The sequence below is a fragment of the Desulfurivibrio nitratireducens genome (assembly GCF_044068515.1).
In the GTDB taxonomy this organism is placed as follows: domain Bacteria; phylum Desulfobacterota; class Desulfobulbia; order Desulfobulbales; family Desulfurivibrionaceae; genus Desulfurivibrio.
This window is the reverse complement of sequence record NZ_JBIPKI010000016.1, coordinates 19,719-43,937: the sequence shown is the minus strand read 5'-3', so window position 1 is coordinate 43,937 and position 24,219 is coordinate 19,719. Positions and strand designations below refer to the sequence as shown.

General features: G+C 63.8%; 24 protein-coding genes and 1 tRNA gene. 16 read left to right on the top strand and 9 right to left on the bottom strand.

Annotation, left to right across the window (positions count from 1 at the left end; genetic code table 11):
* Both ACHHTY_RS06290 and ACHHTY_RS06285 read right to left on the bottom strand, forming a co-directional pair.
* A partial coding sequence (locus ACHHTY_RS06290; protein ID WP_395493252.1) for a 5'-3' exonuclease H3TH domain-containing protein occupies positions 1–1,018 on the bottom strand: 1,018 nt, incomplete at its 3' end.
* An 8-nt stretch (positions 1,019–1,026) separates the two neighbouring features.
* A complete protein-coding gene (locus ACHHTY_RS06285) occupies positions 1,027–1,797 on the bottom strand; it encodes a lipoprotein intramolecular transacylase Lit (protein WP_395493251.1) in 771 nt (256 codons plus the stop codon).
* A gap of 385 nt (positions 1,798–2,182) precedes the next feature.
* Here ACHHTY_RS06285 and ACHHTY_RS06280 point away from each other — a divergent pair, with 385 nt between their 5' ends.
* The gene (locus ACHHTY_RS06280; RefSeq protein ID WP_395493250.1) at positions 2,183–3,100 is read left to right on the top strand and encodes a PLP-dependent cysteine synthase family protein; all 918 of its coding nucleotides are present in this window, start codon (positions 2,183–2,185) and stop codon (positions 3,098–3,100) included.
* Between the two features lie 66 nt (positions 3,101–3,166).
* Here ACHHTY_RS06280 and hisD read toward each other — a convergent pair whose 3' ends face one another.
* Together hisD and ACHHTY_RS06270 are read right to left on the bottom strand one after the other, a co-directional pair.
* A complete protein-coding gene (gene hisD, locus ACHHTY_RS06275; protein WP_395493249.1) occupies positions 3,167–4,468 on the bottom strand; it encodes a histidinol dehydrogenase in 1,302 nt (433 codons plus the stop codon).
* Between the two features lie 81 nt (positions 4,469–4,549).
* Positions 4,550–6,283: an NAD+ synthase gene (locus ACHHTY_RS06270; protein WP_395493248.1), complete on the bottom strand. Its 1,734-nt coding sequence runs from the start codon at positions 6,281–6,283 to the stop codon at positions 4,550–4,552.
* Positions 6,284–6,557: 274 nt separating this feature from the next.
* Here ACHHTY_RS06270 and ACHHTY_RS06265 point away from each other — a divergent pair, with 274 nt between their 5' ends.
* From ACHHTY_RS06265 to hemH, 4 genes are all read left to right on the top strand, one after another.
* Positions 6,558–7,640: a radical SAM protein gene (locus tag ACHHTY_RS06265; RefSeq protein ID WP_395493247.1), complete on the top strand. Its 1,083-nt coding sequence runs from the start codon at positions 6,558–6,560 to the stop codon at positions 7,638–7,640.
* 140 nt (positions 7,641–7,780) lie between these two features.
* Positions 7,781–8,815, top strand: a complete 1,035-nt coding sequence (gene hemE / locus ACHHTY_RS06260; RefSeq protein WP_395493246.1) for a uroporphyrinogen decarboxylase — start codon at positions 7,781–7,783, stop codon at positions 8,813–8,815.
* 234 nt (positions 8,816–9,049) lie between these two features.
* Positions 9,050–9,688 (top strand): HDIG domain-containing metalloprotein, encoded by a 639-nt coding sequence (locus ACHHTY_RS06255; protein WP_395493245.1) that lies wholly within the window; start codon positions 9,050–9,052, stop codon positions 9,686–9,688.
* A gap of 148 nt (positions 9,689–9,836) precedes the next feature.
* Positions 9,837–10,835: a ferrochelatase gene (hemH, locus tag ACHHTY_RS06250; protein ID WP_395493244.1), complete on the top strand. Its 999-nt coding sequence runs from the start codon at positions 9,837–9,839 to the stop codon at positions 10,833–10,835.
* A gap of 207 nt (positions 10,836–11,042) precedes the next feature.
* Here hemH and rodA read toward each other — a convergent pair whose 3' ends face one another.
* The 5 genes from rodA to ACHHTY_RS06225 are packed head-to-tail and all read right to left on the bottom strand — an operon-like array spanning position 11,043 to position 16,560.
* Positions 11,043–12,155, bottom strand: a complete 1,113-nt coding sequence (gene rodA / locus ACHHTY_RS06245) for a rod shape-determining protein RodA (RefSeq protein ID WP_395493243.1) — start codon at positions 12,153–12,155, stop codon at positions 11,043–11,045.
* Between the two features lie 42 nt (positions 12,156–12,197).
* Positions 12,198–14,093: a penicillin-binding protein 2 gene (gene mrdA, locus ACHHTY_RS06240; protein ID WP_395493242.1), complete on the bottom strand. Its 1,896-nt coding sequence runs from the start codon at positions 14,091–14,093 to the stop codon at positions 12,198–12,200.
* 3 nt (positions 14,094–14,096) lie between these two features.
* Positions 14,097–14,639 carry a rod shape-determining protein MreD gene (gene mreD, locus ACHHTY_RS06235; protein ID WP_395493241.1) on the bottom strand — a complete coding sequence of 181 codons (543 nt, stop codon included), beginning with the start codon at positions 14,637–14,639 and terminating at the stop codon, positions 14,097–14,099.
* A gap of 8 nt (positions 14,640–14,647) precedes the next feature.
* The gene (gene mreC, locus ACHHTY_RS06230; RefSeq protein ID WP_395493240.1) at positions 14,648–15,481 is read right to left on the bottom strand and encodes a rod shape-determining protein MreC; all 834 of its coding nucleotides are present in this window, start codon (positions 15,479–15,481) and stop codon (positions 14,648–14,650) included.
* A 47-nt stretch (positions 15,482–15,528) separates the two neighbouring features.
* Positions 15,529–16,560 (bottom strand): rod shape-determining protein, encoded by a 1,032-nt coding sequence (locus ACHHTY_RS06225; RefSeq protein WP_395493239.1) that lies wholly within the window; start codon positions 16,558–16,560, stop codon positions 15,529–15,531.
* 320 nt (positions 16,561–16,880) lie between these two features.
* Here ACHHTY_RS06225 and ACHHTY_RS06220 point away from each other — a divergent pair.
* The 11 genes from ACHHTY_RS06220 (at position 16,881) to nuoK (ending at position 24,207) form a co-directional block, all read left to right on the top strand.
* A tRNA-Ala gene (locus ACHHTY_RS06220) sits at positions 16,881–16,956 on the top strand.
* A gap of 321 nt (positions 16,957–17,277) precedes the next feature.
* Positions 17,278–17,481: a hypothetical protein gene (locus ACHHTY_RS06215; protein WP_395493238.1), complete on the top strand. Its 204-nt coding sequence runs from the start codon at positions 17,278–17,280 to the stop codon at positions 17,479–17,481.
* A 14-nt stretch (positions 17,482–17,495) separates the two neighbouring features.
* Positions 17,496–18,968 carry a UDP-N-acetylmuramate:L-alanyl-gamma-D-glutamyl-meso-diaminopimelate ligase gene (mpl, locus tag ACHHTY_RS06210; protein WP_395493237.1) on the top strand — a complete coding sequence of 491 codons (1,473 nt, stop codon included), beginning with the start codon at positions 17,496–17,498 and terminating at the stop codon, positions 18,966–18,968.
* A gap of 249 nt (positions 18,969–19,217) precedes the next feature.
* A complete protein-coding gene (locus ACHHTY_RS06205) occupies positions 19,218–19,622 on the top strand; it encodes an NADH-quinone oxidoreductase subunit A (RefSeq protein WP_395493236.1) in 405 nt (134 codons plus the stop codon).
* A complete protein-coding gene (locus tag ACHHTY_RS06200) occupies positions 19,607–20,098 on the top strand; it encodes an NADH-quinone oxidoreductase subunit B (RefSeq protein ID WP_395493253.1) in 492 nt (163 codons plus the stop codon). The genes ACHHTY_RS06205 and ACHHTY_RS06200 overlap by 16 nt, the downstream gene beginning before the upstream one ends.
* Positions 20,095–20,703 (top strand): NADH-quinone oxidoreductase subunit C, encoded by a 609-nt coding sequence (locus tag ACHHTY_RS06195; protein ID WP_395493235.1) that lies wholly within the window; start codon positions 20,095–20,097, stop codon positions 20,701–20,703. The genes ACHHTY_RS06200 and ACHHTY_RS06195 overlap by 4 nt, the downstream gene beginning before the upstream one ends.
* Positions 20,700–21,818, top strand: a complete 1,119-nt coding sequence (locus ACHHTY_RS06190; protein WP_395493234.1) for an NADH-quinone oxidoreductase subunit D — start codon at positions 20,700–20,702, stop codon at positions 21,816–21,818. Before ACHHTY_RS06195 ends, ACHHTY_RS06190 begins: the two co-directional genes overlap by 4 nt.
* Before the next feature lie 87 nt (positions 21,819–21,905).
* Positions 21,906–22,895 (top strand): NADH-quinone oxidoreductase subunit NuoH, encoded by a 990-nt coding sequence (gene nuoH / locus ACHHTY_RS06185; protein WP_395493233.1) that lies wholly within the window; start codon positions 21,906–21,908, stop codon positions 22,893–22,895.
* Positions 22,896–23,336, top strand: coding sequence for a NuoI/complex I 23 kDa subunit family protein (locus ACHHTY_RS06180; protein ID WP_395493232.1), 441 nt, complete (start codon positions 22,896–22,898; stop codon positions 23,334–23,336).
* On the top strand, positions 23,333–23,860 hold the full coding sequence (locus ACHHTY_RS06175; RefSeq protein WP_395493231.1) for an NADH-quinone oxidoreductase subunit J family protein: 528 nt from the start codon (positions 23,333–23,335) through the stop codon (positions 23,858–23,860). Before ACHHTY_RS06180 ends, ACHHTY_RS06175 begins: the two co-directional genes overlap by 4 nt.
* A 20-nt stretch (positions 23,861–23,880) precedes the next feature.
* The gene (nuoK, locus tag ACHHTY_RS06170; protein WP_395493230.1) at positions 23,881–24,207 is read left to right on the top strand and encodes an NADH-quinone oxidoreductase subunit NuoK; all 327 of its coding nucleotides are present in this window, start codon (positions 23,881–23,883) and stop codon (positions 24,205–24,207) included.
* Positions 24,208–24,219 lie beyond the last annotated feature (12 nt).

The following is a 24,219-nucleotide window of genomic DNA, read 5'->3' as shown; positions in this document are numbered from 1 at the left end:
GGGCGAGGGAAATGCCCACCAGTTCGGCCTGGAGGGGATCCAGCGAGGTGGTTTCGGTGTCGATGACCAGGTCCGCCCCGGCAGCGGCCAGTTTATCGCCCAGCTCGGCCAATTCGGCCTCGCCGGCGACCAGGTGAAAGCCGGCGGACTCCAGCTTGGCGGTGCGCAGCTCGCTTTTGATCAGGCGGGAGAAGTCCAGTTCGGTGAAGAGACGCCGCAGTTTATCCTCGTCGGGCGGCGGCAGGCGGTAAGCCTCGGGCCGGCCCGGCAAATCCAGGTCATCCTTGAGCCGGATCAGGTCGCGGGCCAGCAGGGCCTCCCCCTGGTGGGCGGCCAGTTTTTCCCGCAACTTGGCGGCGCTGACTTGCTCCAGGCGGGCATAGAGCTGATCGAGATCGCCGAACTGGCTGATGAGCTTGGCCGCCGTTTTGGGCCCCACTCCCGGTACCCCCGGCACATTGTCCGAACTGTCGCCGATCAGGGCGAAGAAATCCAGCAATTGCCCGGGCTTTACCTGGTACTTGCGCTCCACCGCCGCCGGGTCCATGAGCTTGTCGCTCATGGGATCCCAGAGGGTGATCTGGTCGTTGATCAGCTGCAGCAGGTCCTTGTCGCCGGAAACGACGATCACCGGCTGCTCGGGGCCGGCCAGCCGCCGGGCGGCGGTGGCGATCAGGTCGTCGGCCTCGACCCCCTCCTCTTCCAGGGCGGTGATATGGTAGGCGGCCACCAGCTCCTTGATGTAGGGAATCTGGCAGGCCAGGTCGGGGGGCATCGGGGGCCGGTTGGCCTTGTAGGCGGGAAAGATCCGGTGGCGGAAATTGGGGCCCTTGGCGTCGAAGGCCACCGCCAGGTAGCGCGGCTGTTTTTCCCGGATCACCCGCAGCAGGATATTGATGAAGCCGAAAATCGCGTGGGTGGGCAGCCCGGCGGCGTTGGTCAAGGGCCCGATGGCGTGATAACCCCGGTAGATATAGGCGCTGCCGTCAATCAGATAGATCGGTTGCCGCTCAGTCATGGCCGCGCTCATCCCAGGGAGGCCCTCTTCCGGTTGGTTTTGGGGGGGCCCGGGACGCCGGCCGGCAGCAGGCGCCGCAGTACGGCGTAGATCAGGAGGTAAGAAACCACCCCCGCCAGAGTCCAGAGCCCGGCGATGGCGGCAAAGATCTGGGGCGCCTTGAGGGTGGTGGTCATCAGCGAATCCTGATAATAGAAAAACCAGGGATGCTCGGGGGGGAACACCCACTCATGGAGGCGATCGAAAACCTGCTGGGGCCCCGCCAGGGCCAGCAGGGCTCCGCCGGCCAGCAACAGCCCCAGCAGGGCCAGGCCGACCCGGCCCGGCGGCGGCAGAGGCAGCTGCCGCCACCAGATCAGCAGGGCCAGCAGCCCCCCGGCCAGGGCCAGCAGGGTTCCGCTTTTGGTCAGCAGGGCCACCAGGCGCCGGACATCTTCGAGGTGGCCGACCTCGTCGGCCTGGAGAAAACGGCCCAGTTCCCGGCCGGCGGCGTCCCGGTAAACGATGTCCGCCAGGGGCTCGCCCCGGCCCTGGATCGCCTGGACAATGGCGGCGAAAAGGCGGCGATGCTCGGCAGGGGTGGTCTCGACGAAATCGGTCTTGCCGTGGCGGTTCTGGGGGGCATAAAGGGCAATATGCTCCTCGATGGCCAGCACCTGGTACCAGACCGGGTAAAGAAAATTGAGCCGGGCCAGCAGCAGCCAGGCCAGCAGCAAAGCCGCCGGCAATAGGCAGGCCGCCAGCAGCCAGCCGGGTATCCTGCTTCCCTTGCTCAACATCCCCCTTAACACCCCTTACTCAAGCTGATTGCATAAAAAAACCTGGCCGGGCCGCCGGACCGCCGGCAGGCCGAGCCCGGCCTCCAGCCCGCTTGTCGCAACAAAGTACCTTGTTTCGGCCGGCAAATCAATCACCGCCGCGGGGCCCGCCGGCGACGAATAACCGGAATTCCCGGGGGATTTTACCTGGGCCGGCTCCGCCCGCCAGGCCACGGGTCAAGGCCGGTTGCGGTATTTTATTGCCTTTCTTTGGCCCTTTGGGGTAGCTTGTTCCGGCACTGCCGCCCGCCTCGGCGAGGGGAAACGCCGGCGGCGGGCAAGACAATATACGGGCAGCCGCTCTCCCGGCAAGCCGCCCTGGTTTATTATTGGTTGGAGAATTTTGATGAAGCTGCTTGACGCCATTGGCAACACCCCCCTGGTCGACCTGCAAACGATCTGGAACACCGAGCGCAGCGGGGTCCGCATTTGTGCGAAGCTGGAAGGCTCAAACCCCGGCGGCTCGCTGAAGGACCGGCCGGCCTATTCCATGATCCGCCACGCCATCGCCACCGGCGCCTTGCAGCCCGGCCAGACCATCTTGGAGCCGACTTCGGGCAACACCGGCATCGGCATGGCCATGGTGGCGGCCGCCCTGGGCTACCGGATCAAGCTCACCATGCCGGCCTGTGTTTCCGAGGAGCGCCGGGCGGTGCTGGCCGCCCTGGGCGCCGACCTGGAACTGACCCCGGGCTGCGACCGCACCGATGGGGCGATCCTGCGGGCCCGGCACATCTGGGAGCACTGCAACGGCGAGTATTTCATGCCGGACCAGTTTAAAAACGAGTACAACTGGCGGGCTCATTACGAGACCACCGCCCCCGAAATCTGGCAGCAGACCGCGGGCACGGTGGACGTGCTGGTGGCCGGGATGGGGACCACCGGCACCCTGATGGGCTGCGCCCGTTATTTCAAGGAGAAGAGCAAACCGATCCAGGTGGTGGGGGTGGAGCCGACCCTGGGCCACTGCATCCAGGGGCTGAAGAACATGCAGGAGTCCATCGTGCCCGCCATCTACGAACCCGCCCTGCTGAGCGGGGTGGTGGTGTGCAGCGACGCGGACGCCTTCAACACCACCCGGGATCTGGCGATTCGCGAAGGTCTTTTCTGCGGGATTTCCAGCGGGGCCGCGGTCTGGGGGGCGATCCAGGTGGCCCGGGACCTGCCCCGCGGCTCCACCGTGGTGACCATCCTGCCCGACCGCGGCGACCGCTACCTCTCTTCCCAGGTGTTCACCAGCAAGTGCGCCCTCTGCCCGCCCTGAAGCCGGCCGTTGGCGCGAACGCCATGACGGCCGGAGTCCAGTCCGGCGGGATGGCGGCCACTCTGCTCAGCGGCGGATGGCGGCGGAGCGGGCATGGCCGGTCAGCCCTTCCAGCCGGGCCAGGCGCTGGATATCGGCCTGGTCGGCCAGCAGGGCCTCGCGGGAATAGCTGATCAGGCTGCTTTTCTTGACAAAGGTCTCCACCCCCAGGGCGGAGGAAAAACGGGCCGTGCCCATGGTCGGCAGCACGTGGTTGGGGCCGGCCAGGTAGTCGCCGGCGGATTCCGGGGTGTACTTGCCCAGGAAAATCGCCCCGGCATGGCGAATCCGGGGCAGCCATGCGAAGGGCTCGGCGATCATCAGCTCCAGGTGCTCGGCGGCGATCTGGTTGGCCAGGGCCACGGCCTCGTCGAGATCGGCGGCCACCAGCAGCACTCCCCGCTCCTTGAGCGAGCGGGCGGCAATCTCGGCCCGCTCCAGTTGCGGCAGCTGTTCCGCCAGGGCGGCGGCGATCCGGGCCGCCATCTCTTCATCCACGCAGATGCACATCGCCAGGGCCTGGGGATCATGCTCGGCCTGGGCCAGCAGATCGGCGGCGACGTAGTCGGGTTCGGCACTGTGATCGGCCAGGATCAGAACCTCGCTGGGGCCGGCGATCATGTCGATCCGCACCCGGCCGGCAACCTGGCGCTTGGCCTCGGTGACATACTGGTTGCCGGGGCCGACGATCACGTCCACCGCCGGGATGGTCTCGGTGCCGTAAGCCAGGGCGGCGATGGCCCAGGCGCTGCCGGCCTTGTAGATCTCGCTGATCCCGATTTCCTGGGCCGCCACCAGCAGGGCGGGGTTGACCTTGCCCTCGGGGTTGGGCGGGGTCAGCATCACCCGCCGCTGGACCCCGGCGATCCCGGCGGGAATGCCGTTCATCAATACCGAAGAAACCAGGGGGGTGCTGCCGCCCTGGCCCCCGGGAACATAGAGCCCGGCGGCATCCACCGGGTTGACCAGCCGCCCGGTGATAACCCCGTCCTCCCGGGTCAGCAGCCAGGACTGCTCCTTTTCCCGTTCGTGAAACTCGTAAATCCGCTCGATGGCCAACTCCAGGGTGGCCCGCAATTCGTCATCGACCCGGGCATAGGCCTCCTGCAGTTCCGCGGGAGAAACCGCCAACTGCTCGGCCCGGAAATCGGGGGCATCGAACCGGCGGGTATACTCCACCAGGGCCGCGTCGCCGCCGCCGCGCACCCGGGCGATTATTTCACTTACCTGGCGGCGACAATTATCATCGGCGGACTGGAACCGGTCCCGCAGGGCGGCCAACTGGGCCCGGCCCGCTTCCGAGGTCGTGGCAAGGGGAGTCAGGGTCATTTTTTCATCCTCGAAAAATAAGTTTTTTACATATTCATCAGCCGGGCGCCCAGGATTGGCCAGCAACAGCAAGCGCGGCGGCTAGTCGTGGTCTTCCTGGTAGTTTTCCGCGACCGGGTAGCGGCGGCCGTAGCCGAAGGCCTTGGTGGTTACCTTGAGGCCGGGCGGGGCCTGCTTGCGCTTGTGCTCGTTGCGCCGCACCCGGCTGACCACTTCGCGCACCACCTCCGGGTCGAAACCCCGGGCCACGATTTCCCTGATCGGCAGCTGTTCTTCCAGGTAGGCCTGGAGAATGGGGTCCAGTACCTCGTAGGGCGGCAGATCGTCCTGGTCCTTCTGGTCCGGGGCCAGTTCAGCGCTGGGCTCCCGTTCCAGGGTGTGGCGGGGGATGATCTCCCCGGTCCGGTTGATCAGGCGGGCCAGCCGATAGACCAGGGTCTTGGGCACGTCGGCCAGCAGGGCCAGGCCCCCGCTCATATCGCCGTAGAGGGTGCAGTAGCCCACCGCCATTTCACTCTTGTTGCCGGTGGAGAGGACCAGACGCCGGTAGCGGTTGGCCGCCGCCATCAGCAGGTTGCCCCGGATCCGGGCCTGGATATTCTGTTCGGTGAGGGATACCGCCGGGGCCTCTTCCGGCCCGGCGGCGAGCGGCCCCTGGCCGACCGCCGGCCCCGCGGCCGATGCGGCGAAAAACGGGGCCAGGCTCCGGCGGTAACTCTCGAAAATCGGGGTAATCGGCAGTTCGCCGAAAGCGACGGCCAGGTTGGCGGCCAGCCGGCGGGCATCCTCCAGGCTGGCGGCCGAGGAATAGGGGGAAGGCATGGCAATCCCCAGCACGTTTTCCGGACCCAGGGCCCGGGCGGCGATCACCGCGACCAGGGCGGAATCGATCCCGCCGCTCAAGCCGATCACCACCCCGGAAAAACCGCATTTGCGGACATAATCGCGGGTGCCGAGGATAAGGGCCTGCAGGACCTCGGCGGCTTCCGGATCGGCCGGGTCGCTCTCCTCCGCCGGCACTGCCCGAACTTCCCCCTGCCAGGTGGCGGTATCCAGGACCACCAGGTCCTCGCGGAAGCGGGCGGCCCGGCAAATCACCCGGCCGGTCCGATCCAGGGCCAGGCTGCCGCCCTCGAAGACCAGGGAGTCCTGCCCTCCCACCTGGTTGACCTGAATCAACGGCACCTGGTAGGTGGCGCAGATATTGGCAAAAATCTGCTGTTTAATGGCGTTTTTGCCCAGGTTGAAGGGGGAGGCGGCCAGGTTGAGCAGCAGATCGGCCCCGCCCCCCGCCGGGCCCAGCAGCTCGGCCGCCGGATCGCAATGGTAGAGGCAGCGCGGGAAGACCCGCTGATCGTTCCAGATATCCTCGCAAACGGTGATCGCCAGCTTCAGGCCCCGGTAGGTACAGAGGGCCGCCGTGCGGCCCGGCTCAAAGTAGCGCGATTCATCAAAGACGTCATAGGCCGGCAGCAGCCGCTTGGCGGTGCGAAACAAAACCCGGCCGTCCTCGCAAAGCAGGGCCGCGTTGTAAAGCGGCTTGCCGGCCGGCTCCGGGTTGCGGATCACCGCCCCGCAGAGCAGGCCGATGCCGCGCACCTGCTCGATCAGCCGGGCCAGGGCGCGGTCGTGGTCGGCCAGGAAGGCGGGGCGCTCCAGCAGATCCTGGGGAGGATAGCCGCTCAGGGCCAGTTCGGGAAAAACGGCCAGTTCGCAGCCGCGGGCGGCGGCTTCGGCGGCGGCGGCGACCATCCGGGCGGAGTTGCCGGCAAAGTCGCCAATCACCGGGTTGGTCTGGATAAGGGCGATTTTCATGGCCGGCATCATAGCACAGAAGTCCGCCCCGGGGATGATATTTCTTGCAAAATACAGCTAAACGGCTAAGTTTATGAAGTTGCAAAAAGTTCCTTTTTGCCTGCCTTCGGTTACCCTGAAATACGCGGTTGCCGGGGCCGACATTTTTAACCAAACGCGCCTCTAAAAACTCAAGCTCCAGCGCCGGCCCAGCCCAACGTCAAATTATCCGGGGCCGGTCGGAGCGGCGTCTCCCGGGCGGCCCCGGCCGCTTACCCCCAGATCGAGGACTTGCATGGAATTCGAACCGAAATGGCTGGCCTGGGAAATCACCCGGCGCTGCAACCTGAAATGTGTCCATTGCCGCTCTTCCTCCGAGCTGGAAGCCAAGGAGCATCCCGATTTCAGCCTGGCCGAGGCCCAGCGGATCCTGGACGATATCACCTCCTACGCCCAGCCGGTGGTGGTGCTTTCCGGCGGCGAACCCCTGCTGCGGGACGATGTCTTCGAAATCGCCGCCTACGGCACCGCCAAGGGCCTGAGGATGTGCCTGGCCACCAACGGCACCCTGGTCACCGAGGAGATCTGCCGCCGGCTCAAGGAAGTCGGGATCCGCATGGTCTCCCTGAGCCTGGACGGGGCCGACGCCGCCGTCCACGACAACTTCCGCTGCCAGCCCGGGGCCTTTGCCGGCACCATCAATGCCGCCCGCCTCTTCCGCGAGCACGATATCCCCTTCCTGATCAACTCCTCCTTCACCAAGCGCAACCAGGCGGAAATCCCCAAGGTGTACCGGCTGGCCAAGGAACTGGGGGCCAAGGCCTGGTACATGTTCATGATCGTGCCCACCGGCCGGGGCGAGGATATCATGACCGAGCTGATCAGCCCCGAGGAATACGAGGAGCTGCTGGCCTGGCACTATGAAATGGAAAAACAGGAAGAGGAGATGCTGGTCCGCCCCACCTGCGCCCCCCACTATTACCGGGTGGTGCTGCAGAAGGCCAAGGAAGAAGGGGAAAAATTCAAGCGCCGGACCCTGCAGTTTTCCACCGGCGGCTCCAAGGGCTGCCTGGCCGGCCAGCTCATCGCCCTGATCGATGTCGACGGCAATGTCCTGCCCTGCAGCTATTTTCCCAAGCCGGCCGGCAACCTGCGCCAGCAGAGCTTCAAGGATGTCTGGGAAAACTCGGAGCTGTTCCGGGAAATGCGGGACTTCAAAAGCTACAAGGGCCGCTGCGGGCGCTGCGAATACGTCAATGTCTGCGGCGGCTGCCGGGCCCGGGCCTACGCGGTCACCGGCGACTACCTGGCCGAGGAGCCCTACTGCGGCTACATGCCCATCCGCCGGGCCGAGCCGGAAGCGGTGGAAAAATCCTGAAGATGGCGCCAGGGACCGCTCGGGACCCGTGGTGTTGCCATTAGCGACCAAGACAGGTTGCGCCCTTGGCGCTTCCCGCCAAGTCAACCGCCGCGGCCCCGGCCCGGCTTTTCGTTAAACCCGCAAAGAACGGAGAATCGATGAACACGACCTTTCTCAAGGCCTGCCGCGGCGAGGCCACCGATTACACCCCGGTCTGGATGATGCGCCAGGCCGGGCGTTATCTGCCCGAATATCACACGGTGCGCAGCCGCTACAGCTTTCTCGAAATGTGCCGGACCCCGGAGGCCGCCGCCGAGGTGACCATCCAGCCGGTGGACCTGATCGGGGTCGACGCCGCCATTCTCTTTTCCGATATCCTGGTGGTGCCCGAAGCCATGGGCGCGCCGCTGGAGTTTCACGAAAATCGGGGCCCGGTGTTCCCCGAACCGGTCCGGGACCAGGCCGCGGTGGCCAAACTGATCGTGCCCGACCCGGAAGAGAAGCTGGGCTACGTCATGGCCGCCATCCGCCTGCTGCGCCGGGAGCTGGCCACCAAGGTGCCGCTGATCGGCTTTGCCGGGGCGCCCTTCACCATCGCCACCTACCTGGTCGAAGGCGGCTCCAGCAAGAATTTTTTCCTCACCAAGAAGATGATGTACACGGCGCCGGAACTTTACGGCCAGCTGCTGGACAAGATCACCGAAAGCACCATCCTTTATCTCAAGGCCCAGGTGGCGGCCGGGGCTCAGGCCCTGCAGCTTTTCGATTCCTGGGCCGGGGTGCTGGCCCCCCGTGATTTCGGCGAATTCGCCCTCCCCTACGCCCGCCGGATCTTCAAGGCCCTGAAGGACGCGGGGGTCGAGGTGCCGCTGATCTATTTCGCCAACAACGGCGCCACCCTGCTGGAGCAGAGCAAGACCGTCGGAGCCGACGTGCTGGGCCTGGACTGGCGGATCAACATCGATGACGCGGCCCGGATCGTCGGGCCGGGGATCGCCCTGCAGGGCAACCTCGACCCCTGCGCCCTGCTGCTGCCGCCGGCCAAGCTGGAAGAGCGGGTCGCCCGGATCCTCGAACAGGGCAAGGCCGCCCATGGCCATATCTTCAATCTCGGCCACGGGATTCTGCCGGAAATCCCCCCCGAGCAGGCCAAGTTCATGGTCGAGGCGGTCCACCGCCTCAGCCGCCGGTGAACGTCCAGCAGCACCACATCTTGGCGCAAGCAGCTCCGGCGATATACAATATAGTATAATCGCCGGAGCTGCTTGCGCCAACCTGCGGCACTGCTGAACGTTCACCTTGAATTACCCGGCCTATACCACTCCGGGTTCTCTGGGCGCTCAGTGGGGGAAAAAATAATATGGCCGTGCTCAGCAACAACTTTTATATAAACTCAGCACACCTGACCCGGCGCCGGGGGAGATGCGATGATTCCCAGCGAAGCTGAATGTTTGCGTTTGATGGCCCACTACCGGATGCCGGATCATATCCGGGAGCATTCCCTGCTGGTGGCCCGGGTCAGCGGCCTGCTGACCCGCCTGCTGGTGGAGCGGGGCCGGGATCTGCGGGTAGACCTGGCGGTGGCCGGAGGGCTGCTCCATGATATCGCCAAGGCCATGTGCCTGGACGGCGGCTGCCGGCATGCCGAACTGGGGCGGGTGATCTGCCGGGAACACGGATTTACCGAACTGGAGCCTCTGGTGGCGGAACATGTCGTCCTCCGCCAGGGCTTCAACGGCCACTGCGGCGAGCGGGAGCTGGTTTTTTACGCCGACAAGCGGGTGCAGCACAGCCAGCTGGTCAGCCTGGCTGAGCGGCGGGATGATATCATTCAGCGCTACGCCGCCAACGATCCCCCCCGCCAGGAGTTGATCCGGCAGAATTTCCTCCTCTGTCAGCGCCTGGAGGCGCATATTTTTGCCGAACTGCCTCTGGCGGCGGACGACCTCGGCGCCTGGCTGGCCAACGAAGATTATAGCCTGAGCGCCCTTAACGTCATGTCTTCCGATTCCTTGGGCGGGCCAGCAGCAACCAGAGCGGCAAATCTCGGCTCCAGCGAGAGTTAACCCTTTACAAATACGCCATAATTATTTGGTTAACCACAGAGAACACAGAGAGCGTAATCTCCGGATTCTCTGTGCCCTCTGTGTTCTCCGTGGTTAAAAAAAGCCCGGTAACCAGACCCCACGCGGCCCCGCCAAGGAAACCAGCCAGATGAATGCAAACGAGCACGACCGGACCGGGCAGCAGCAGGCTCCTCCCATCGGGGTGGTTCTGCTCAACATGGGCGGCCCGGAAACCCTGGCCGACGTTGAACCATTTCTGCTCAACCTCTTTACCGATCGCGAGATTATCAAGCTGGGCCCCTTTCCCTGGCTGCAGAAGTTCATCGCCCGGCGGATCGTCAAAAAGCGGGCCCCCAAAAGCCGCGAGGCCTATCGCCTGATCGGCGGCGGCTCTCCCCTGGCCCGGATTTCCGCCGAACAAGGCCGGGCCCTGGCCGCCCGGCTGGCCGAGCATGACGACTTCATGGTCCGTTGCGCCATGCGCTACTGGCATCCCTTCGCCGCCGAAACCCTGGCCGAATTCGCCCGGGCCGGCGTCCGCGAGCTGGTGGCCCTGCCCCTTTATCCCCACTATTCCCGGGCCACCACCGGCTCATCCCTCAACGATCTCAAGAAGGCCGCCGCCCAGTCTGATTTTTCTTTTGATATCACAGAGATCAAGGCCTGGCCGGATAATCCGGCCTACGCCGCCGCCCTGGCGGCGACCATCGCCGAGGGCGCGGCCAACTTCGCCGGAGCGGAATTTACCGTGGTTTACAGCGCCCACAGCCTGCCGGTGAGCTTCATCGAGGAGGGCGACCCCTACCTCGACCACATCAAGCAAACCATTGCCGCGCTGGAAAAAATCACCGGCCGGACCGGCCGGCTCTGCTTCCAGAGCCGCAGCGGCCCGGTCCGCTGGCTCGAACCCTCGACCCCGGACATGCTCCAGCAACTGGCCGCCCAGGGGGTCAAAAACGTCCTTATGGTCCCCATCAGCTTCATCTCCGACCACGTGGAGACCCTATACGAGATCGACATCCAGTACCACGACCTGGCCCGCACCATGGGCATCCGCCTGGTCCGCCCCCCCGCCCTCAACACCCATCCCGAGTTGATCAAGGCCCTGACCCAACTGGTCCTGGTCAACCTCCGGCCGCGCTGCTGAAAGTTTCCCCGGAGGGGTATCTTGTTTCCCTGAGGCCCACTGGCAAAAACCGGAAGGACAACTATTCCCCGCACCTGAATTTAAACCCGGAAGCAAACCAGGAGCTGAACGGGCGGCAGTGCCGCAGATTGTCGCAAGCAGTTCCCGACGCTATACTTCAGTATGCGGCGGGAACTGATCGCGGCAAGATCCGGTGCTGCCGCCCGTTCAGCGGGTGGTTAGGAAGCGGCGCATGCGGATATTCATCAGAATACCGATGCCGGCCAGGGTGGTAAGCAGGGAGGAGCCGCCGTAGCTGAAAAGGGGCAGGGGCATCCCCACCACCGGCAGCAGGCCCAGGACCATGCCCAGGTTGATGAAGGCCTGCCAGAAGATGAGGGCCACGACCCCGAAGGCCAGCAGGACTCCGAACTTGTCCCGGGCGCTCAGGGCGACATTCATCCCCCAGAGAATAATGAAAAAATAGCAGGCGAGCAAAAAGACCGAGCCGACAAAGCCCCACTCCTCGGCCCAGACCGAAAAGGCAAAGTCGGTGTGGCGCTCGGGAAGAAAATCGAGCTGGGCCTGGGTGCCCTGGATATAACCCTTGCCGAAGGTGGCCCCGCTGCCCACCGCGATCTTGGACTGGGCGATATGATAGCCGCTGCCCAGGGGATCGCTTTCGGGGTTGAGGAAGGTCAGAACCCGCTGGCGCTGGTAGGGCTTGAGATAGAACTGCCAGGCCAGGGGAATCAGGGCCAGGCCAAACCCGGCCAGGGTCGCCAGGGTGGACCATTTGAGCTTGACGAAGAGGGTCAGCGAAACAAAGATGAAGGCCAGCATCATGGCGGTGCCCAGGTCGGGCTGCTTGACAATCAGCGCAAAGGGCACCAGGGTCAAGCCGATGGGGAGGGCCAGTTCCCGGATGGTAAAGCCGGCCCCGGTGTCCTTGCGGAAGTAGTAGCTGGCCAGGACGATCACCAGCATCAGCTTGGCTGGTTCCGAGGGCTGGAGACGGAAAAAACCGAGGTTGATCCAGCGCTGGGTGCCGGCCACCTCGCCCCCGATGAAAAGGGCGGCCAGCAGGAGGAAAATAGTCGCCGCGTAAAGGGGATAGCTCCACTTGATCAGAACCTTGTAGTCCACCAGGATGATCCCGATCATCACCCCCAGGCCCATCAGGTAGTAATAAATCTGCTTGACGAAGACCGAGGTGCCGAAACCCTTGTTCAGATAGGAGGCGCTGTAAAGGTTGAGCAGCCCCAGCAGGGCCACGACCAGGACGGCGGCCAGCATCACCCAGTCGAAGTTCTGCAGGAGACGGCGGTCAAAACGCAACATGGCTGCTTGTTCCTTGGCCCGGCCGGATCGGCCGGGGTTGGCTTAATCGGCGGCGGCCCGGCGCTCCGGCTCCGGGGGCGGCTCCGGCAGCGCTCCGGCTTGCCGGTTGAAATAGGCTTCCAGCACGGCCTTGGCCAGGGGGGCGGCCACCGAGCCGCCGCCGCCGCCGTGCTCCACCAGCACCGTAATCGCCACTTCCGGCGCCTCGGCCGGGGCATAGGCGGTGAACCAGGCATGATCCCGGAAGTGGTAGGGAATCTCATCATCTTTCAGGTGTTCGATCTGGGCCAGGCGGACCACCTGGGCGGTGCCGGTCTTGCCGGCCACCGTAATATCCTTGAGCCGGGCGGAACGGCCGGTGGCCCGTTCGCCGTGGACCGCCGCGACCAGGCTTTCCTGGAGCAGCCGCCAGGTCCGGGGGCTGATGGAGCTGAGATCGCCCTCCGGTTCGGGGATAAATTCCCGCAAAACCCGGCCTTCGGGATCACGCACGGCGCTCACCAGCTTGGGCCGGTAAAGGCGGCCGCCATTGGCCACCGCCGCGGTCATCCGGGTGAGCTGCAACGGGGTGGTCAGGTTGAAACCCTGGCCGATGGCCACTGACAAGGTTTCCCCGTCCTGCCAGCGCTCCCGGTGGCGCTGGAGCTTCCAGGCGGAGGTGGGAACCAGGCCCTCTTTTTCATGTTCAAGCTCCACTCCGGTTTTGCGGCCCAGGCCCAGCATCCGGGCGTAACGGGCCAGGGTGTCCACTCCCAGGCGCTGACCGAGCTGATAAAAATAGACGTCGCAGGATTTGGTCATGGCCTCCTTGAGGTTGACATGGCCGTGGCCCCGCCGTTGCCAGCAATGATAGCGCCGGCCGGCGAAGATAATGCTGCCCCCGCAGTAATGGGTGGTTTCCGGAGTCACCACCCCTTCTTCCAGGGCGGCCAGGGCGGTGATGATTTTATAGGTCGAACCGGGGGCGTACTGGCCCTGCAGGGGCTTGTTGAGCAGCGGCGAGCGGTGATCGTCCAGCAGGTCCCGCCAGACCGTCTGGGGAATCCCGCCGACAAAGCTTTCCAGGGGCAGATGGGGGGCGCTGGCCAGGGCCAGCAAGCGGCCGGAATGGACCTCCATCACCACTACCGCCCCGGCCTGCTCGCCCAACCCCGCTTCCGCCGCTCGCTGCACCTCGATATCCAGGGTGAGCTGCAGGTCGTTGCCGGGCAGGGGTTCCTGGACCTGCAGCTGCTTCTGGGCAAAACCGCGGACATCGACCTCGACGTAACGCTGGCCTTTTTCCCCCCGCAGGTAGGATTCGAAAACTTTTTCAAGCCCCTGCTTGCCGATGGCGTCTCCGGCCCGGTAGCCCTCATCGCGCTGGCGTTCCAGCTCCTGGCGATTGATCTCGCCGAGATAACCCACCAGATGCGAGGCGGTGTTGCCGTAAAGATAGTCCCGGCTGGGCTGCACCTCGATCTGGACCCCGGGCAGATTGAAGCTGTTGTTTTCGATCTGGACCAAGGTGCGCCAGTCGATATCCTCCTTGAGGCGGGTGGGGATGAAGCGGGGCAGATCGGCCCCGGCCCGGATCCGGTCCAGCACTTCGGAGGTGTCGAGTTCGAGGATCCGGGCCAGTTGGCGGATCACCTCGTCGGGATGGGGCGCGTCTTCCCGCAGCCAGATCACGTTGAAGCGGGGCCGGTTGGTCACCAGCACCTCGCCGTGGCGGTCCAGCAGGTTGCCCCGGGGCGCGGCGAGCTGCTGGACCCGAATCCGGTTGCTCTCGGAACGCTGAATATATTCGCTGCCCTGGTTAATCTGGAGATACCAGAGCCGGAGAACCAGAAGGGCCACGAAGACCAGGATGACCGCGGTGGCGACATCGATCCGCTTCTTGAGCATGGTCAGCTCGGCGGGATCCATTTTATTGATATTACCCAGCGGTCGGCGCATTGCTCAAACCCGGAAGCGATTGGCGGAACGGCGCTTGAAAGTCAAAAAGGAACGCGCCGGTTTCTGGTGCAGTTTGAGCTGGAGCTGCCGGCAAAAGTGGAAGAAAGGCAGGCAGATCACCCCCAGGATCACGCTGTTCTGGAGCAGCAGCGGCCAGGTCCAGAAAAAAAGGCCGTCCGGCCCCAGCAGGGAGGCCAGCAGATGACTGAAGATGGAGGTCAGCAGAAAGCTGCCCACCACCAGGGGCACCTGGTGAATGCTGTCCTGAAAGGCCAGGTTGCGGGAAACCAGCCGGATGGCCAGGAACAGCAGGAGATAAACCAGGGGATAAACCCCGAGATGCATCCCCGAAAGGATATCCGCCAGCATGCCCAGCACCAGGGTCAGGAACAGGCCCCGCCAGAGGTCGAGGTAGAGGGCGATGAAGATGATCAGCAGCAGCAGCAGATCGGGCCGGCCCAGCCAGGCGGGCAGCAGGTGAAAGAGGGTGCTCTGAAAAACCAGGGAGAGGATCCCCAGCAGCAGGAAAACAAGGGTCATGGTCATAACGCGGTCTATTCCGCCAGGGAGGTTTTTTTCATAATGATGACCAGATGTTCAAGCTGGGAAAAATCGGCGGCCGGTTCCACCCGGATACTTTGAAACATGCCCCGCTGGCTCCGAACCACCTCGTCCACCTGGCCCACCGGCAATCCTTTGGGGAAAACCCCGCCCAGGCCGGAAGTAATGATGTGATCGCCCTTTTCCACGTCGGAGTTGCGCAGCACGTAGTGGAGGACGAAGTCGTTGCCGTCGCCCTTGATGATCCCCTGGACCCGGTTTTTCTGGACAATCACATCCACCGCGCTGTTGGGGTCGTTGGCCAGCAGAACCTTGGCGTAATTGGGCGAGGTATTGATCACCTGGCCGACGATGCCTTCCACCGTGACCGCCGGCATTCCCCGCTCCACCCCGTCACTGCTGCCCCGGTCGATGATCAGGGTCTTGAACCAGAGGGACGGGTCGCGGCCGACCACCCGGGCGGTGATGGTGGGGTCGGGCAGGTTTTCCTTGAGGCCCAGCATTTTTTCCAGGCGGACGTTGGTGGCCACCGCTTCCCGGTAGCGACTGGTGGCGGCCTCGTACTGGCGCAGTTCCTCGCGCAGGCGGCGGTTCTCCTCGCGGACATTGATCAGTTCGCGGTAATTACCCCAGACCCCGCCGAAATAACCGGTGAAGGCGGTGCTGACCGACTGGGCCGCCCCCATCACTTCCAGGCCGACCTTGTGGAAAAGGCTGAATTCCCCCCGCCCCAGGGCGGAGACGATGAAGAAGAAAACCAGGATAAGAACAAAACCGGACAGGAGAACAATGCGGACCTGACGGGAACGTTTGCCTCTTTTTTTCATGATTGACGACAACGGTCAGGTTTGGCAGGTTTGGCCATAACTCCAGCTCAGGAGGTCAGAACATCCTTGAGGACATCGATGTTTTCCAGGGCCTTGCCCGAGCCCAGGACCACCGAGGAGAGGGGATCCTCGGCGATGATCACCGGGACTCCGGTTTCTTCACGCAACCGCTTGTCCAGGTTGCGCAACAGCGCCCCGCCACCGGTCAGGACGATGCCCTGGTCGACGATATCGGCGGCCAGTTCCGGCGGGGTCAACTCCAGGGCCATCTTCACCGCTTCGATGATGGCATCGACCTGTTCGGTGATGGCCTGGCGGATTTCATCGGAACCGATGACCAGGGTCTTGGGCACCCCGGAAACCAGGTCCCGGCCCTTGATCTCCATGGTTTCGTAAGGTTCCTCGGGCATCACGTCGGCGATGGTGGTTTTGATCACCTCGGCGGTATGCTCGCCGATGGCCAGGTTGTGCTTGCGCTTGATATAGTGGAGAATGGACTCGTCCATTTTGTCGCCGGCCACCCGGACCGAGCTGGCGTAAACCACCCCGGCCAGGGAGATCACCGCCACTTCGGTGGTGCCGCCGCCGATATCCACCACCATGTTGGCGGTGGGTTCGGTGATCGGCAGGCCGGCGCCGATGGCGGCGGCCATGGGCTCTTCGATGAGGTAAACTTCGCGGGCCCCGGCCGATTCAGCCGATTCCTTGACCGCCCGCTTTTCCACCTGGGTAATGCCCGACGGCACGCTGATGATGATCCGGGGATGGACCAGGGTGCGGCGATTGTGCACTTTGTTGATGAAGTAGCGCAACATCGCCTCGGTGACCTCGAAGTCGGCGATGACCCCGTCCTTGATCGGCCGCACAGCGGTGATGTTGCCGGGGGTCCGGCCCAGCATCATCTTGGCCTCCTTGCCCACCGCCAGCACCTTGTTGGCCCGGGCATCCCTGCGGATGGCGACCACCGACGGCTCCCGCAGGACAATGCCCTTGCCCTTGACAAAGACCAGGGTGTTGGCCGTGCCCAGATCAATTGCCAGGTCATTGGAAAGAAAGCCGAAAAGCGAGTCAAGGAACATGGGGATCCTCTATGGGGGTGGTGGTGTGATGGTGCCGGTCTACGGAGTCTTCGGCAACCCTGGGCGAAAGCCGGCTGCCACAAACGAGAACTCTAGCAGACTCTACCCCTGCTGGCAACAAAAATGACGGGGCCGGAAAGGGCCGGATAACAGCGATCCATAAGCTAAATTGACCGGCCCCGCTCCCCCGGCCCGAGTGGCGGGCGGGCGGCCGGGCGGCGCGGAAAAAACTTGACAACCCAACCAAGGCCGTGGTAAACGGGAGCCGCTTTGCCTGACCGGCACCGGTCGGGCCTAAGTTATCCCGCACGACCTGATGTGGGGCTATAGCTCAGCTGGGAGAGCGCTTGAATGGCATTCAAGAGGTCAGCGGTTCGATCCCGCTTAGCTCCACCATTTTTCATTTTTTTCTGCTTTTTTGCCTTTCGCTGCACGCAAGCTGGTTCCGTCGGGGAGGGCCTGGCCGGTTTTTCTCGAGACCAGGGGCCTCTGCCGCTGTTCGTTGAATTGGCCTTCTTCACACGGCAGAGGCTCTCTTCTTTTGGCAAACATTTCCCGGCACCGAATCTTCGCGCGATCGCCCCGGCTTGCTTACCCGGGGTACGCGGCGCCGGGACGCTGGCGCGAATCTCCGGCGCCGGGCAATCTTTTCCGGCCGGGCCGGGCTGAGGCAAATTGCCGCTGACGGCTGCCTTACTATCTTATGGATGGACTGCTATGACCACCAGTGCTAAAAATCCCGCCGGGCCGGCGGCGGCCGCGGAGAGCGGCGGCGGGCGGCCGGTCAGTGATGAGACCGTGCTGAAGGTGACCAAGGAGATCGTGGTCAAGTTTATCGAGGTGGGCCGCCTTTCTCCCGCCAATTTCAGCGAAACCTTTCGCGAGGTCCACGCCACGGTGCGCGACACCGTTCGTTCCTGAGTTTTTCCCTGCCCATGTCCGCTCCGGCCGCCAACTCCTCCCCGCCCCCCAACCCCCTTGATCCTGCCCTCAACCGGGCTCCGGCAGCGGTGCGCCATGTCCACCTGATGGGCATCGGCGGCACCGGGATGGCGGCTCTGGCCGGGATGCTGCAAAGCCTGGGGCTCAAGGTCAGCGGTTCCGACCAGCGGGTCTATCCGCCCATGAGCGACTACCTGGCCTCCCTCGGGATTCCGGTCATGGAAGGCTACGACCCCCGCAACCTGGCCGGCGGGCCCGACCTGGTCATCGTCGGCAATGTCATCCGGGCCACCAATCCCGAGGCCGTGGCCCTGGCCGCCGCCGGCCTGCCCTACCTTTCCATGCCCCAGGCCCTGCACCATTATTTTTTGCGCGGCAAGCGCTCGCTGGTGGTGGCCGGCACCCACGGCAAAACCACCACCGCCTCCCTGCTGGCTACCATGCTGGACGCGGTGGGGCTCCAGCCCGGCTTCATGATCGGCGGCATCGTCCAGGCCTTCGGGCGCAGCTCGCGCCTGGGCCAGGGCCCTTTTTTCGTCACCGAGGGGGATGAATACGATACCGCCTTCTTCGACAAGGGCCCCAAGTTTCTCCACTACGCCCCCGAAATCTGTATCCTCACCGGGGTCGAATTCGACCATGCCGATATCTATGCCGATCTTGCCGCGGTCAAGGCCGCCTTTGCCCGCCTGGTGGCCCTGATGCCCGCTGAAGGCCTGCTGGTGGCCTGCCTGGACGATCCCAACGTCCGGGAGCTCACCGCCGCCGCCCCCTGCCGGGTGCTGGGTTACGGCGAGGGGCCGGATCTGGCCTGGCAGTTGCGGGAACTGACCGTCGGCCCGGAAGCCACCCGCTTTGCCGTGGCCCGCCACGGCGAGCCCTTCGGCAAAATGGTCAGCCGGATGCCCGGGCGCCATAACGCCCTCAACGCCCTGGCGGTCATCGCCGTGCTGGATTACCTGGCCGTGCCGGCGGCGGCCAGCGCCGCCGCCCTGGCCGCCTTCAGCGGGGTGCGCCGCCGCCAGGAGGTCCGCGGAGTGGTCGGCGGGGTGACGGTGATTGATGATTTCGCCCATCATCCCACGGCGGTGCGGGAAACTCTCAGGGCCCTGCGGGCCGCTTATCCCGGCCGCCGCCTGCTGGCGGTTTTCGAACCCCGCACCAATTCCAGCCGCCGCAGCGTATTCCAGCAAGCCTACGTGCCGGCCTTCGCCGCCGCCGACCGGGTTCTGATCTGTCAACCGGAAGGCCTGGACAGCATCCCCGCCCACGAACGCTTTTCCATCACCCGCCTGGCCGCCGACCTGGCCGCCCGCGGCCAGGACGCCGCCCCCTTTGCCGACCCCGAGGCGATTATCGCCGACCTGACCGCCACCACCCGGCCCGGCGACGTGGTCGCGATTCTCTCCAACGGCGGTTTCGCCAACATCCACCAGCGCCTGCTGGACCAACTCCCGTCCCGCTGAATCTGAACCCAAGCCTTTTCCTCCCCAACCAACAACAAGCGCCATTCATCCCACGGTAATTTATGCTTGCCTTTTTGGCGGGCCTATGCAGATAATTGCGGACAGTACTACGATTGAGGATCTAGTTTTTTCTGAATATCGATTCATTTTTTTCTTGACCTCGTTTTACCCCCGGACTAAAGAGCATATTCAGATTCTGTTTTCCGGAGGGGTTCGGGCAAAGAATTCGGGGCGAGTGGGGGAAGAAGATTGGAACAGGAATACCTGCTTAATCTCTTGTATGTAGTGGCTTTTTTCTTCGGCGGAGTCGCCTGGGCCATAGGGCCGGTCATCATCTCCCGCCTCTTTGCCCCCCGCACTCTCCAGCCCCAGACCAATTCCATTTACGAATGCGGCATGCAGCCCATCGGGGAGGCCTGGATCCGCTTCGGCGCCGTCTACTACCTCTACGCCCTGATCTTTCTCGCCTTCGCCGTCGACGTCCTCTTTCTCTTCCCGGTTGCCCTCATCTACGCCCAAGAAGTGATTCTCGGAGCCGCCTGGCTCGATTTCGTAGTCATTTTCCTCTTCATCGACACCCTGGCGCTGGCCGTGGTCTACGCCTGGAAAAAGGGAGTTTTTCAGTGGGAAAGGAAAGTATACAACCCCCGGTAGTCCAATTCGCCGTCCTCGACAAACTGCTCAACCTGGGACGGGCCAATTCGCTCTGGCCGCTGACTTTCGGCCTGGCCTGCTGCGCCATTGAAATGATGGCTACCGGGGCATCGCGCTTCGATCTCGACCGTTTCGGCCAGGGGGTTTTCCGTCCCGCCCCCAAGCAGTCGGACGTGATGATCGTGGCCGGCACCATCAGCCGGAAAATGGCCCCGGCCATCGTCACCCTCTACGAGCAGATGCCCCATCCCAAGTGGGTGATCGCCATGGGCAACTGCGCCATTTCCGGGGGGCCCTTCGTTTTCGAGGGCCAGTACGGCATCGTCGAAGGAGCCGACAAGATCATCCCGGTGGATGTTTACATTCCCGGCTGTCCGCCCCGGCCCGAGGCCCTGATCGAAGGCCTGCTGAAGCTGGAGGAAAAACTCACCGGCAGCCGGCGCTGGCCGCGGATCAACACGGAGTACGCCATATGAAAAAGCTCGCCGCCCAAAAGGCTCTGGCCGCCTTGACCGACGCCGAGATCGTCGAGTGCGACTATGCCGCCCGGGGCTTTCACCTCAGCGTGACCCTGCCCCCGGAACAACTGCCGGCGGCGGCGGAAATCCTCGACCAGGAAGGGTTCTTCATCGAGGCGGTGACCGGGGTGGACTGGTTCGGCGAACAGGAGGCCCTGGCCAAGGAAGCGGCCAAGGCGGCCGCCGCCAAGGCCGCGGCGGCCAAGAAAGCGGCCGCGGAAGCCGCCGAGAAAGCCGCCGCGGCGGGAGAGGAGCCGCCGCCGGCCGAGCCGCCCCCGCCCGTTGAACCGGCGGCCCCAACCGAACCGCGGGAAGACAGCTTCGAGGTGGTTTACGACTTCAATTACTTTCCCGAACTCTGCCGGGTAAGCCTCCACACCCGGGTCCCCCGGAGCCAGCCGGAAGTGCCGACCATTTCCCACATTTACCCGGGGGCCAACTGGCACGAACGGGAAACCCACGACTTCTTCGGCATCATCTTCACCGGCCATCCCGACCTTTCGCCGCTGCTGCTGCCGGAAGACGCCGATTTTCACCCCTTGCGCAAGGATTATAAGCCATGAACCCGCTGGCCGCCGATCCCGCCTACGAAACCTTCGTTCTCAACATGGGGCCGCAGCATCCGGCCACCCACGGAGCCCTGCGGATCAAACTGCTGATGGACGGGGAATATATCGTCGAGGCCGAACCGGTCCTGGGCTATATCCACCGAATGCACGAGAAGATGGGGGAGAACCGGACCTATCTCCAGTTCATGCCCAATACCGGCCGACTCGATTACCTTGCCGCCCTTTCTTACAACCACGGCTATGTCGGGGCGGTGGAACGGGCCGCCGGCATTGCGGTGCCGGAGCGGGCCGAATATCTCCGGGTGATCACCGTCGAGTTGAACCGGGTTTCCAGCCATCTTCTCTGGCTGGGGGCCTTCGTCCTCGACCTGGGCGGCTTCACTCCCCTGCTCTACGTCATGGATGATCGTGAACAGATTCTCGATCTGCTGGAACGGGTGACCGGCTCCCGCCTCACCTACTGCTATTTCCGCTTCGGCGGACTCTATAATGATGTCGACGAGCAGTTCGTGCCCGGCGCCCGGGCCTTTGTCAAGCGGATGCGCGACAAGCTGCCGATGTATCACAACCTGATCACCAAGAATGTCATCCTCCGCCAGCGCCTGGAGGGGGTCGGCTACATCACCGCCGAAATGTGCCGCAAGTACGGGGCCAACGGCCCGGTGGCCCGGGGTTCGGGGATCGCCTACGATATCCGCAAGCATGAGCCCTACTCGGTTTATCCCGAATTCAACTTCGATATCCCGGTTTACGACCAGGGCGACTCCATGGCCCGCTACATGGTGCGGATGGACGAGATCGAGCAGAGCCTGCGGATCATCGAACAGGGCCTGGACAAGCTGCCCGACGGGCCGGTGATGGCGGAAAAGGTGCCCAAGATCATCAAGCCGCCCAAGGGTGACTACTTCTACGCGGTGGAGGCGGCCCGGGGCTTCTTCGGCGTCCGCCTGGTCAGCGACGGCACCAACACCCCCTACCGGCTCAAGCTGCGCTCGCCCTGTTTTTCCAACGTCAGCCTGTTCGGTGAAGCCGCCCGCGGCCTGCTGCTGGCCGACGCGGTGGCCCTGTTCGGCAGCCTGGACCTGGTAATTCCGGATATTGATCGATGAAAGCGCCCTCACAGCAAGCCGGCCTCAGCGAAAATAATGCGTAACCCGCCGGCCCAAGGCGCCGCCCCAGATAGGAGCCCTGCATAAATGAGCCCATTACCAGAAATAGTCCGGGTCCTGGCCTTCGTTCTCGGCGCGATGGCCTTCGTCGGCCTCAACGCCGCCTTCCTGGTCTGGCTGGAACGGAAAGTGGCCGGCCATATCCAGCGCCGGATCGGGCCCAAGGAAGCCGGCCCCTTCGGGGTGCTCCAGTCCTTTGCCGACGGCATCAAGCTGATGGTCAAGCAACTGGTGGTGCCGGCCAAGGCCGACCCCATCCTCTACCGCCTGGCTCCGGCCCTGACCATGATCACCGCGATCATGGTCTTCGTGGTGATCCCCTTCGGCCCTTCCATAGTGGCCATAGACCTCAATATCGGCCTGCTGCTGATCTTCGCCATCGCCTCGATCAACGTGCTGGCCCTGCTCATCGGGGGCTGGGGCTCCAACAACAAATATTCGGTTATTTCCGCCACCCGGGCGGTTTCCCAGAACGTCGCCTACGAGGTGCCGATGCTGATCACCGTGGTGACCATGGTTATGATCGCCGGCTCGATGAACCTCAACACCATCGTCGGCAACCAGGGCACCATCCTCCAGTGGTACATTTTCCCCTGGAACGGCAGCATCATGCTGCCCGTGGCCTTTCTGATCTTTTTTGTCTGCGCCATGGCCGAGACCAACCGGGCCCCCTTCGACTTGGGCGAGGCGGAAAGCGAGCTGGTGGCCGGCTTCCACACCGAGTACGGCGGCATGGGCTTCGGCCTCTTTTTCCTGGGCGAGTACGGCCATGTCTTTGTCGGCTGCGCCCTGGCCAGCATTCTGTTCCTCGGCGGCTGGCAGTGCCCCCTGGGCTGGTTGCCCGGGCCCCACTGGCTGCTGCTCAAGACCTACCTGCTGGTTTTCGTCGTGATGTGGATTCGCTGGACCTATCCCCGTACCACCATCTACGGTCTGCTTAACCTGTCCTGGAAAGTGATGGTGCCCTTTTCCCTGGCGGTCCTGCTGATTACCGCGGCCATGCTGAAGGTGTTTTAAATGAGCGGCTATTTCAAAGAACTTTACGACGGCGGCAAAAGCCTGGTGGTGGGCCTGGGGATCACCTTCAAGTACATGATCCAGCCGGTGGTCACCCTCCAGTATCCCCACCAGACGGTGGCGATGCCCCCGCGCTTTCGCGGCCACATCGACCTGGTCGTGGACGAGGAGGGCAACAACAAGTGCATCGTCTGCGGGATGTGCCAGCGCAACTGCCCCTCGAACTGCATCAGTCTGACCGGGGAAAAACCCGAAGGGGGCAAGAAGAAGGAACTGACCGCTTACCGGCTCGACTTCACCACCTGCAGCCTTTGCGGGATCTGCGTGGAAAGCTGCCCCACCGACGCCCTGCTCTTTTCCAAGGCATACAACCTGGCCGGTTACAGCAAGGAAGAATTCATCTTTGACCTGCTGAAACGCAGCAAGGAGCGGCAAAAATGACTCCCTTATTTTCGGTGGAAGGTCTGGCCGGGCTGGTTTTTTTCGGCTTTATCCTGCTGATCATCGGCGGCGCCCTGGTCGCCACCCACGCCGCCAACCTGATCCGGGCGGTGACCGGCCTGGCGGTGGCCTTCATCGGGGTGGCCGGGATTTACTATTTCCTCAACAGCCCCTTTCTGGCCCTGATGCAGATCCTGATCTACGCCGGGGCGATCTGCGTGGCCCTGGTCTTCGCGGTCATGCTGGCCGAACCCATCGCGATAAAGAAATTTCAGCGCCGCCATCCCCTGGCCGGTCCGGGCGCCTTCGCGGCGGCCGGCCTGCTGGCCTGGGGCCTGGCCGCCCTGGCCTACAAGACCACCTGGCCGGCGCCGCCCACCCGGGTCAACGCCGGCGAACTCGAGGAAGTGGGCCGGGCCATGATGACCACCTTCGTGGTCGGCTTTGAATTGATTTCCCTGGTGCTGCTGGTGGCCATCATCGGCTCACTGGTGCTGGCCCGCAACGGCAGAAGTCGCAAGTAAATTCAGGAGCAACCGAGGATATGGAAATACCGGTTATTTATAACAGTCTGCATACTTATCTGCTGATTGCCGCCCTGCTCTTCGGCTTCGGGATTTACGGCATTCTCAAGCATCGCAGCCTGATCGGGATTCTGATTTCCGCCGAACTGGTGCTCTGCGCCGCTTCGGTCAATTTCATGGCCTTCAACCGCTTCCTGGCGCCCGATCCGGTGGTGGGGCAGGTTTTCGCCCTCTTCATTATCGGTCTGGCGGCGGCAGAGGCGGCGATCATCCTGAGCATCATCATCGCGGTTTACCGCAACTACAAGTCGATCGACCCCGAAGAGCCGGCGGAGCTGGCGGGGTAGCCGAGGATTATC

Bases quoted from the DNA above. Each gene is read 5' to 3' on its own strand.
- ACHHTY_RS06270 (WP_395493248.1), bottom strand. From the start codon at position 6,283: ATGAAAATCGCCCTTATCCAGACCAACCCGGTGATTGGCGACTTTGCC.
- ACHHTY_RS06255 (WP_395493245.1), top strand. From the start codon at position 9,050: ATGATTCCCAGCGAAGCTGAATGTTTGCGTTTGATGGCCCACTACCGG.
- nuoH (WP_395493233.1), top strand. From the start codon at position 21,906: ATGAGCCCATTACCAGAAATAGTCCGGGTCCTGGCCTTCGTTCTCGGC.
- ACHHTY_RS06280 (WP_395493250.1), top strand. From the start codon at position 2,183: ATGAAGCTGCTTGACGCCATTGGCAACACCCCCCTGGTCGACCTGCAA.
- ACHHTY_RS06285 (WP_395493251.1), bottom strand. From the start codon at position 1,797: ATGTTGAGCAAGGGAAGCAGGATACCCGGCTGGCTGCTGGCGGCCTGC.
- hemE (WP_395493246.1), top strand. From the start codon at position 7,781: ATGAACACGACCTTTCTCAAGGCCTGCCGCGGCGAGGCCACCGATTAC.
- mreC (WP_395493240.1), bottom strand. From the start codon at position 15,481: ATGAAAAAAAGAGGCAAACGTTCCCGTCAGGTCCGCATTGTTCTCCTG.
- rodA (WP_395493243.1), bottom strand. From the start codon at position 12,155: ATGTTGCGTTTTGACCGCCGTCTCCTGCAGAACTTCGACTGGGTGATG.
- ACHHTY_RS06215 (WP_395493238.1), top strand. From the start codon at position 17,278: ATGACCACCAGTGCTAAAAATCCCGCCGGGCCGGCGGCGGCCGCGGAG.
- mreD (WP_395493241.1), bottom strand. From the start codon at position 14,639: ATGACCATGACCCTTGTTTTCCTGCTGCTGGGGATCCTCTCCCTGGTT.
- ACHHTY_RS06190 (WP_395493234.1), top strand. From the start codon at position 20,700: ATGAACCCGCTGGCCGCCGATCCCGCCTACGAAACCTTCGTTCTCAAC.
- hisD (WP_395493249.1), bottom strand. From the start codon at position 4,468: ATGACCCTGACTCCCCTTGCCACGACCTCGGAAGCGGGCCGGGCCCAG.
- ACHHTY_RS06225 (WP_395493239.1), bottom strand. From the start codon at position 16,560: ATGTTCCTTGACTCGCTTTTCGGCTTTCTTTCCAATGACCTGGCAATT.
- hemH (WP_395493244.1), top strand. From the start codon at position 9,837: ATGAATGCAAACGAGCACGACCGGACCGGGCAGCAGCAGGCTCCTCCC.
- ACHHTY_RS06175 (WP_395493231.1), top strand. From the start codon at position 23,333: ATGACTCCCTTATTTTCGGTGGAAGGTCTGGCCGGGCTGGTTTTTTTC.
- mpl (WP_395493237.1), top strand. From the start codon at position 17,496: ATGTCCGCTCCGGCCGCCAACTCCTCCCCGCCCCCCAACCCCCTTGAT.
- mrdA (WP_395493242.1), bottom strand. From the start codon at position 14,093: ATGCGCCGACCGCTGGGTAATATCAATAAAATGGATCCCGCCGAGCTG.
- ACHHTY_RS06180 (WP_395493232.1), top strand. From the start codon at position 22,896: ATGAGCGGCTATTTCAAAGAACTTTACGACGGCGGCAAAAGCCTGGTG.
- ACHHTY_RS06195 (WP_395493235.1), top strand. From the start codon at position 20,095: ATGAAAAAGCTCGCCGCCCAAAAGGCTCTGGCCGCCTTGACCGACGCC.
- nuoK (WP_395493230.1), top strand. From the start codon at position 23,881: ATGGAAATACCGGTTATTTATAACAGTCTGCATACTTATCTGCTGATT.
- ACHHTY_RS06265 (WP_395493247.1), top strand. From the start codon at position 6,558: ATGGAATTCGAACCGAAATGGCTGGCCTGGGAAATCACCCGGCGCTGC.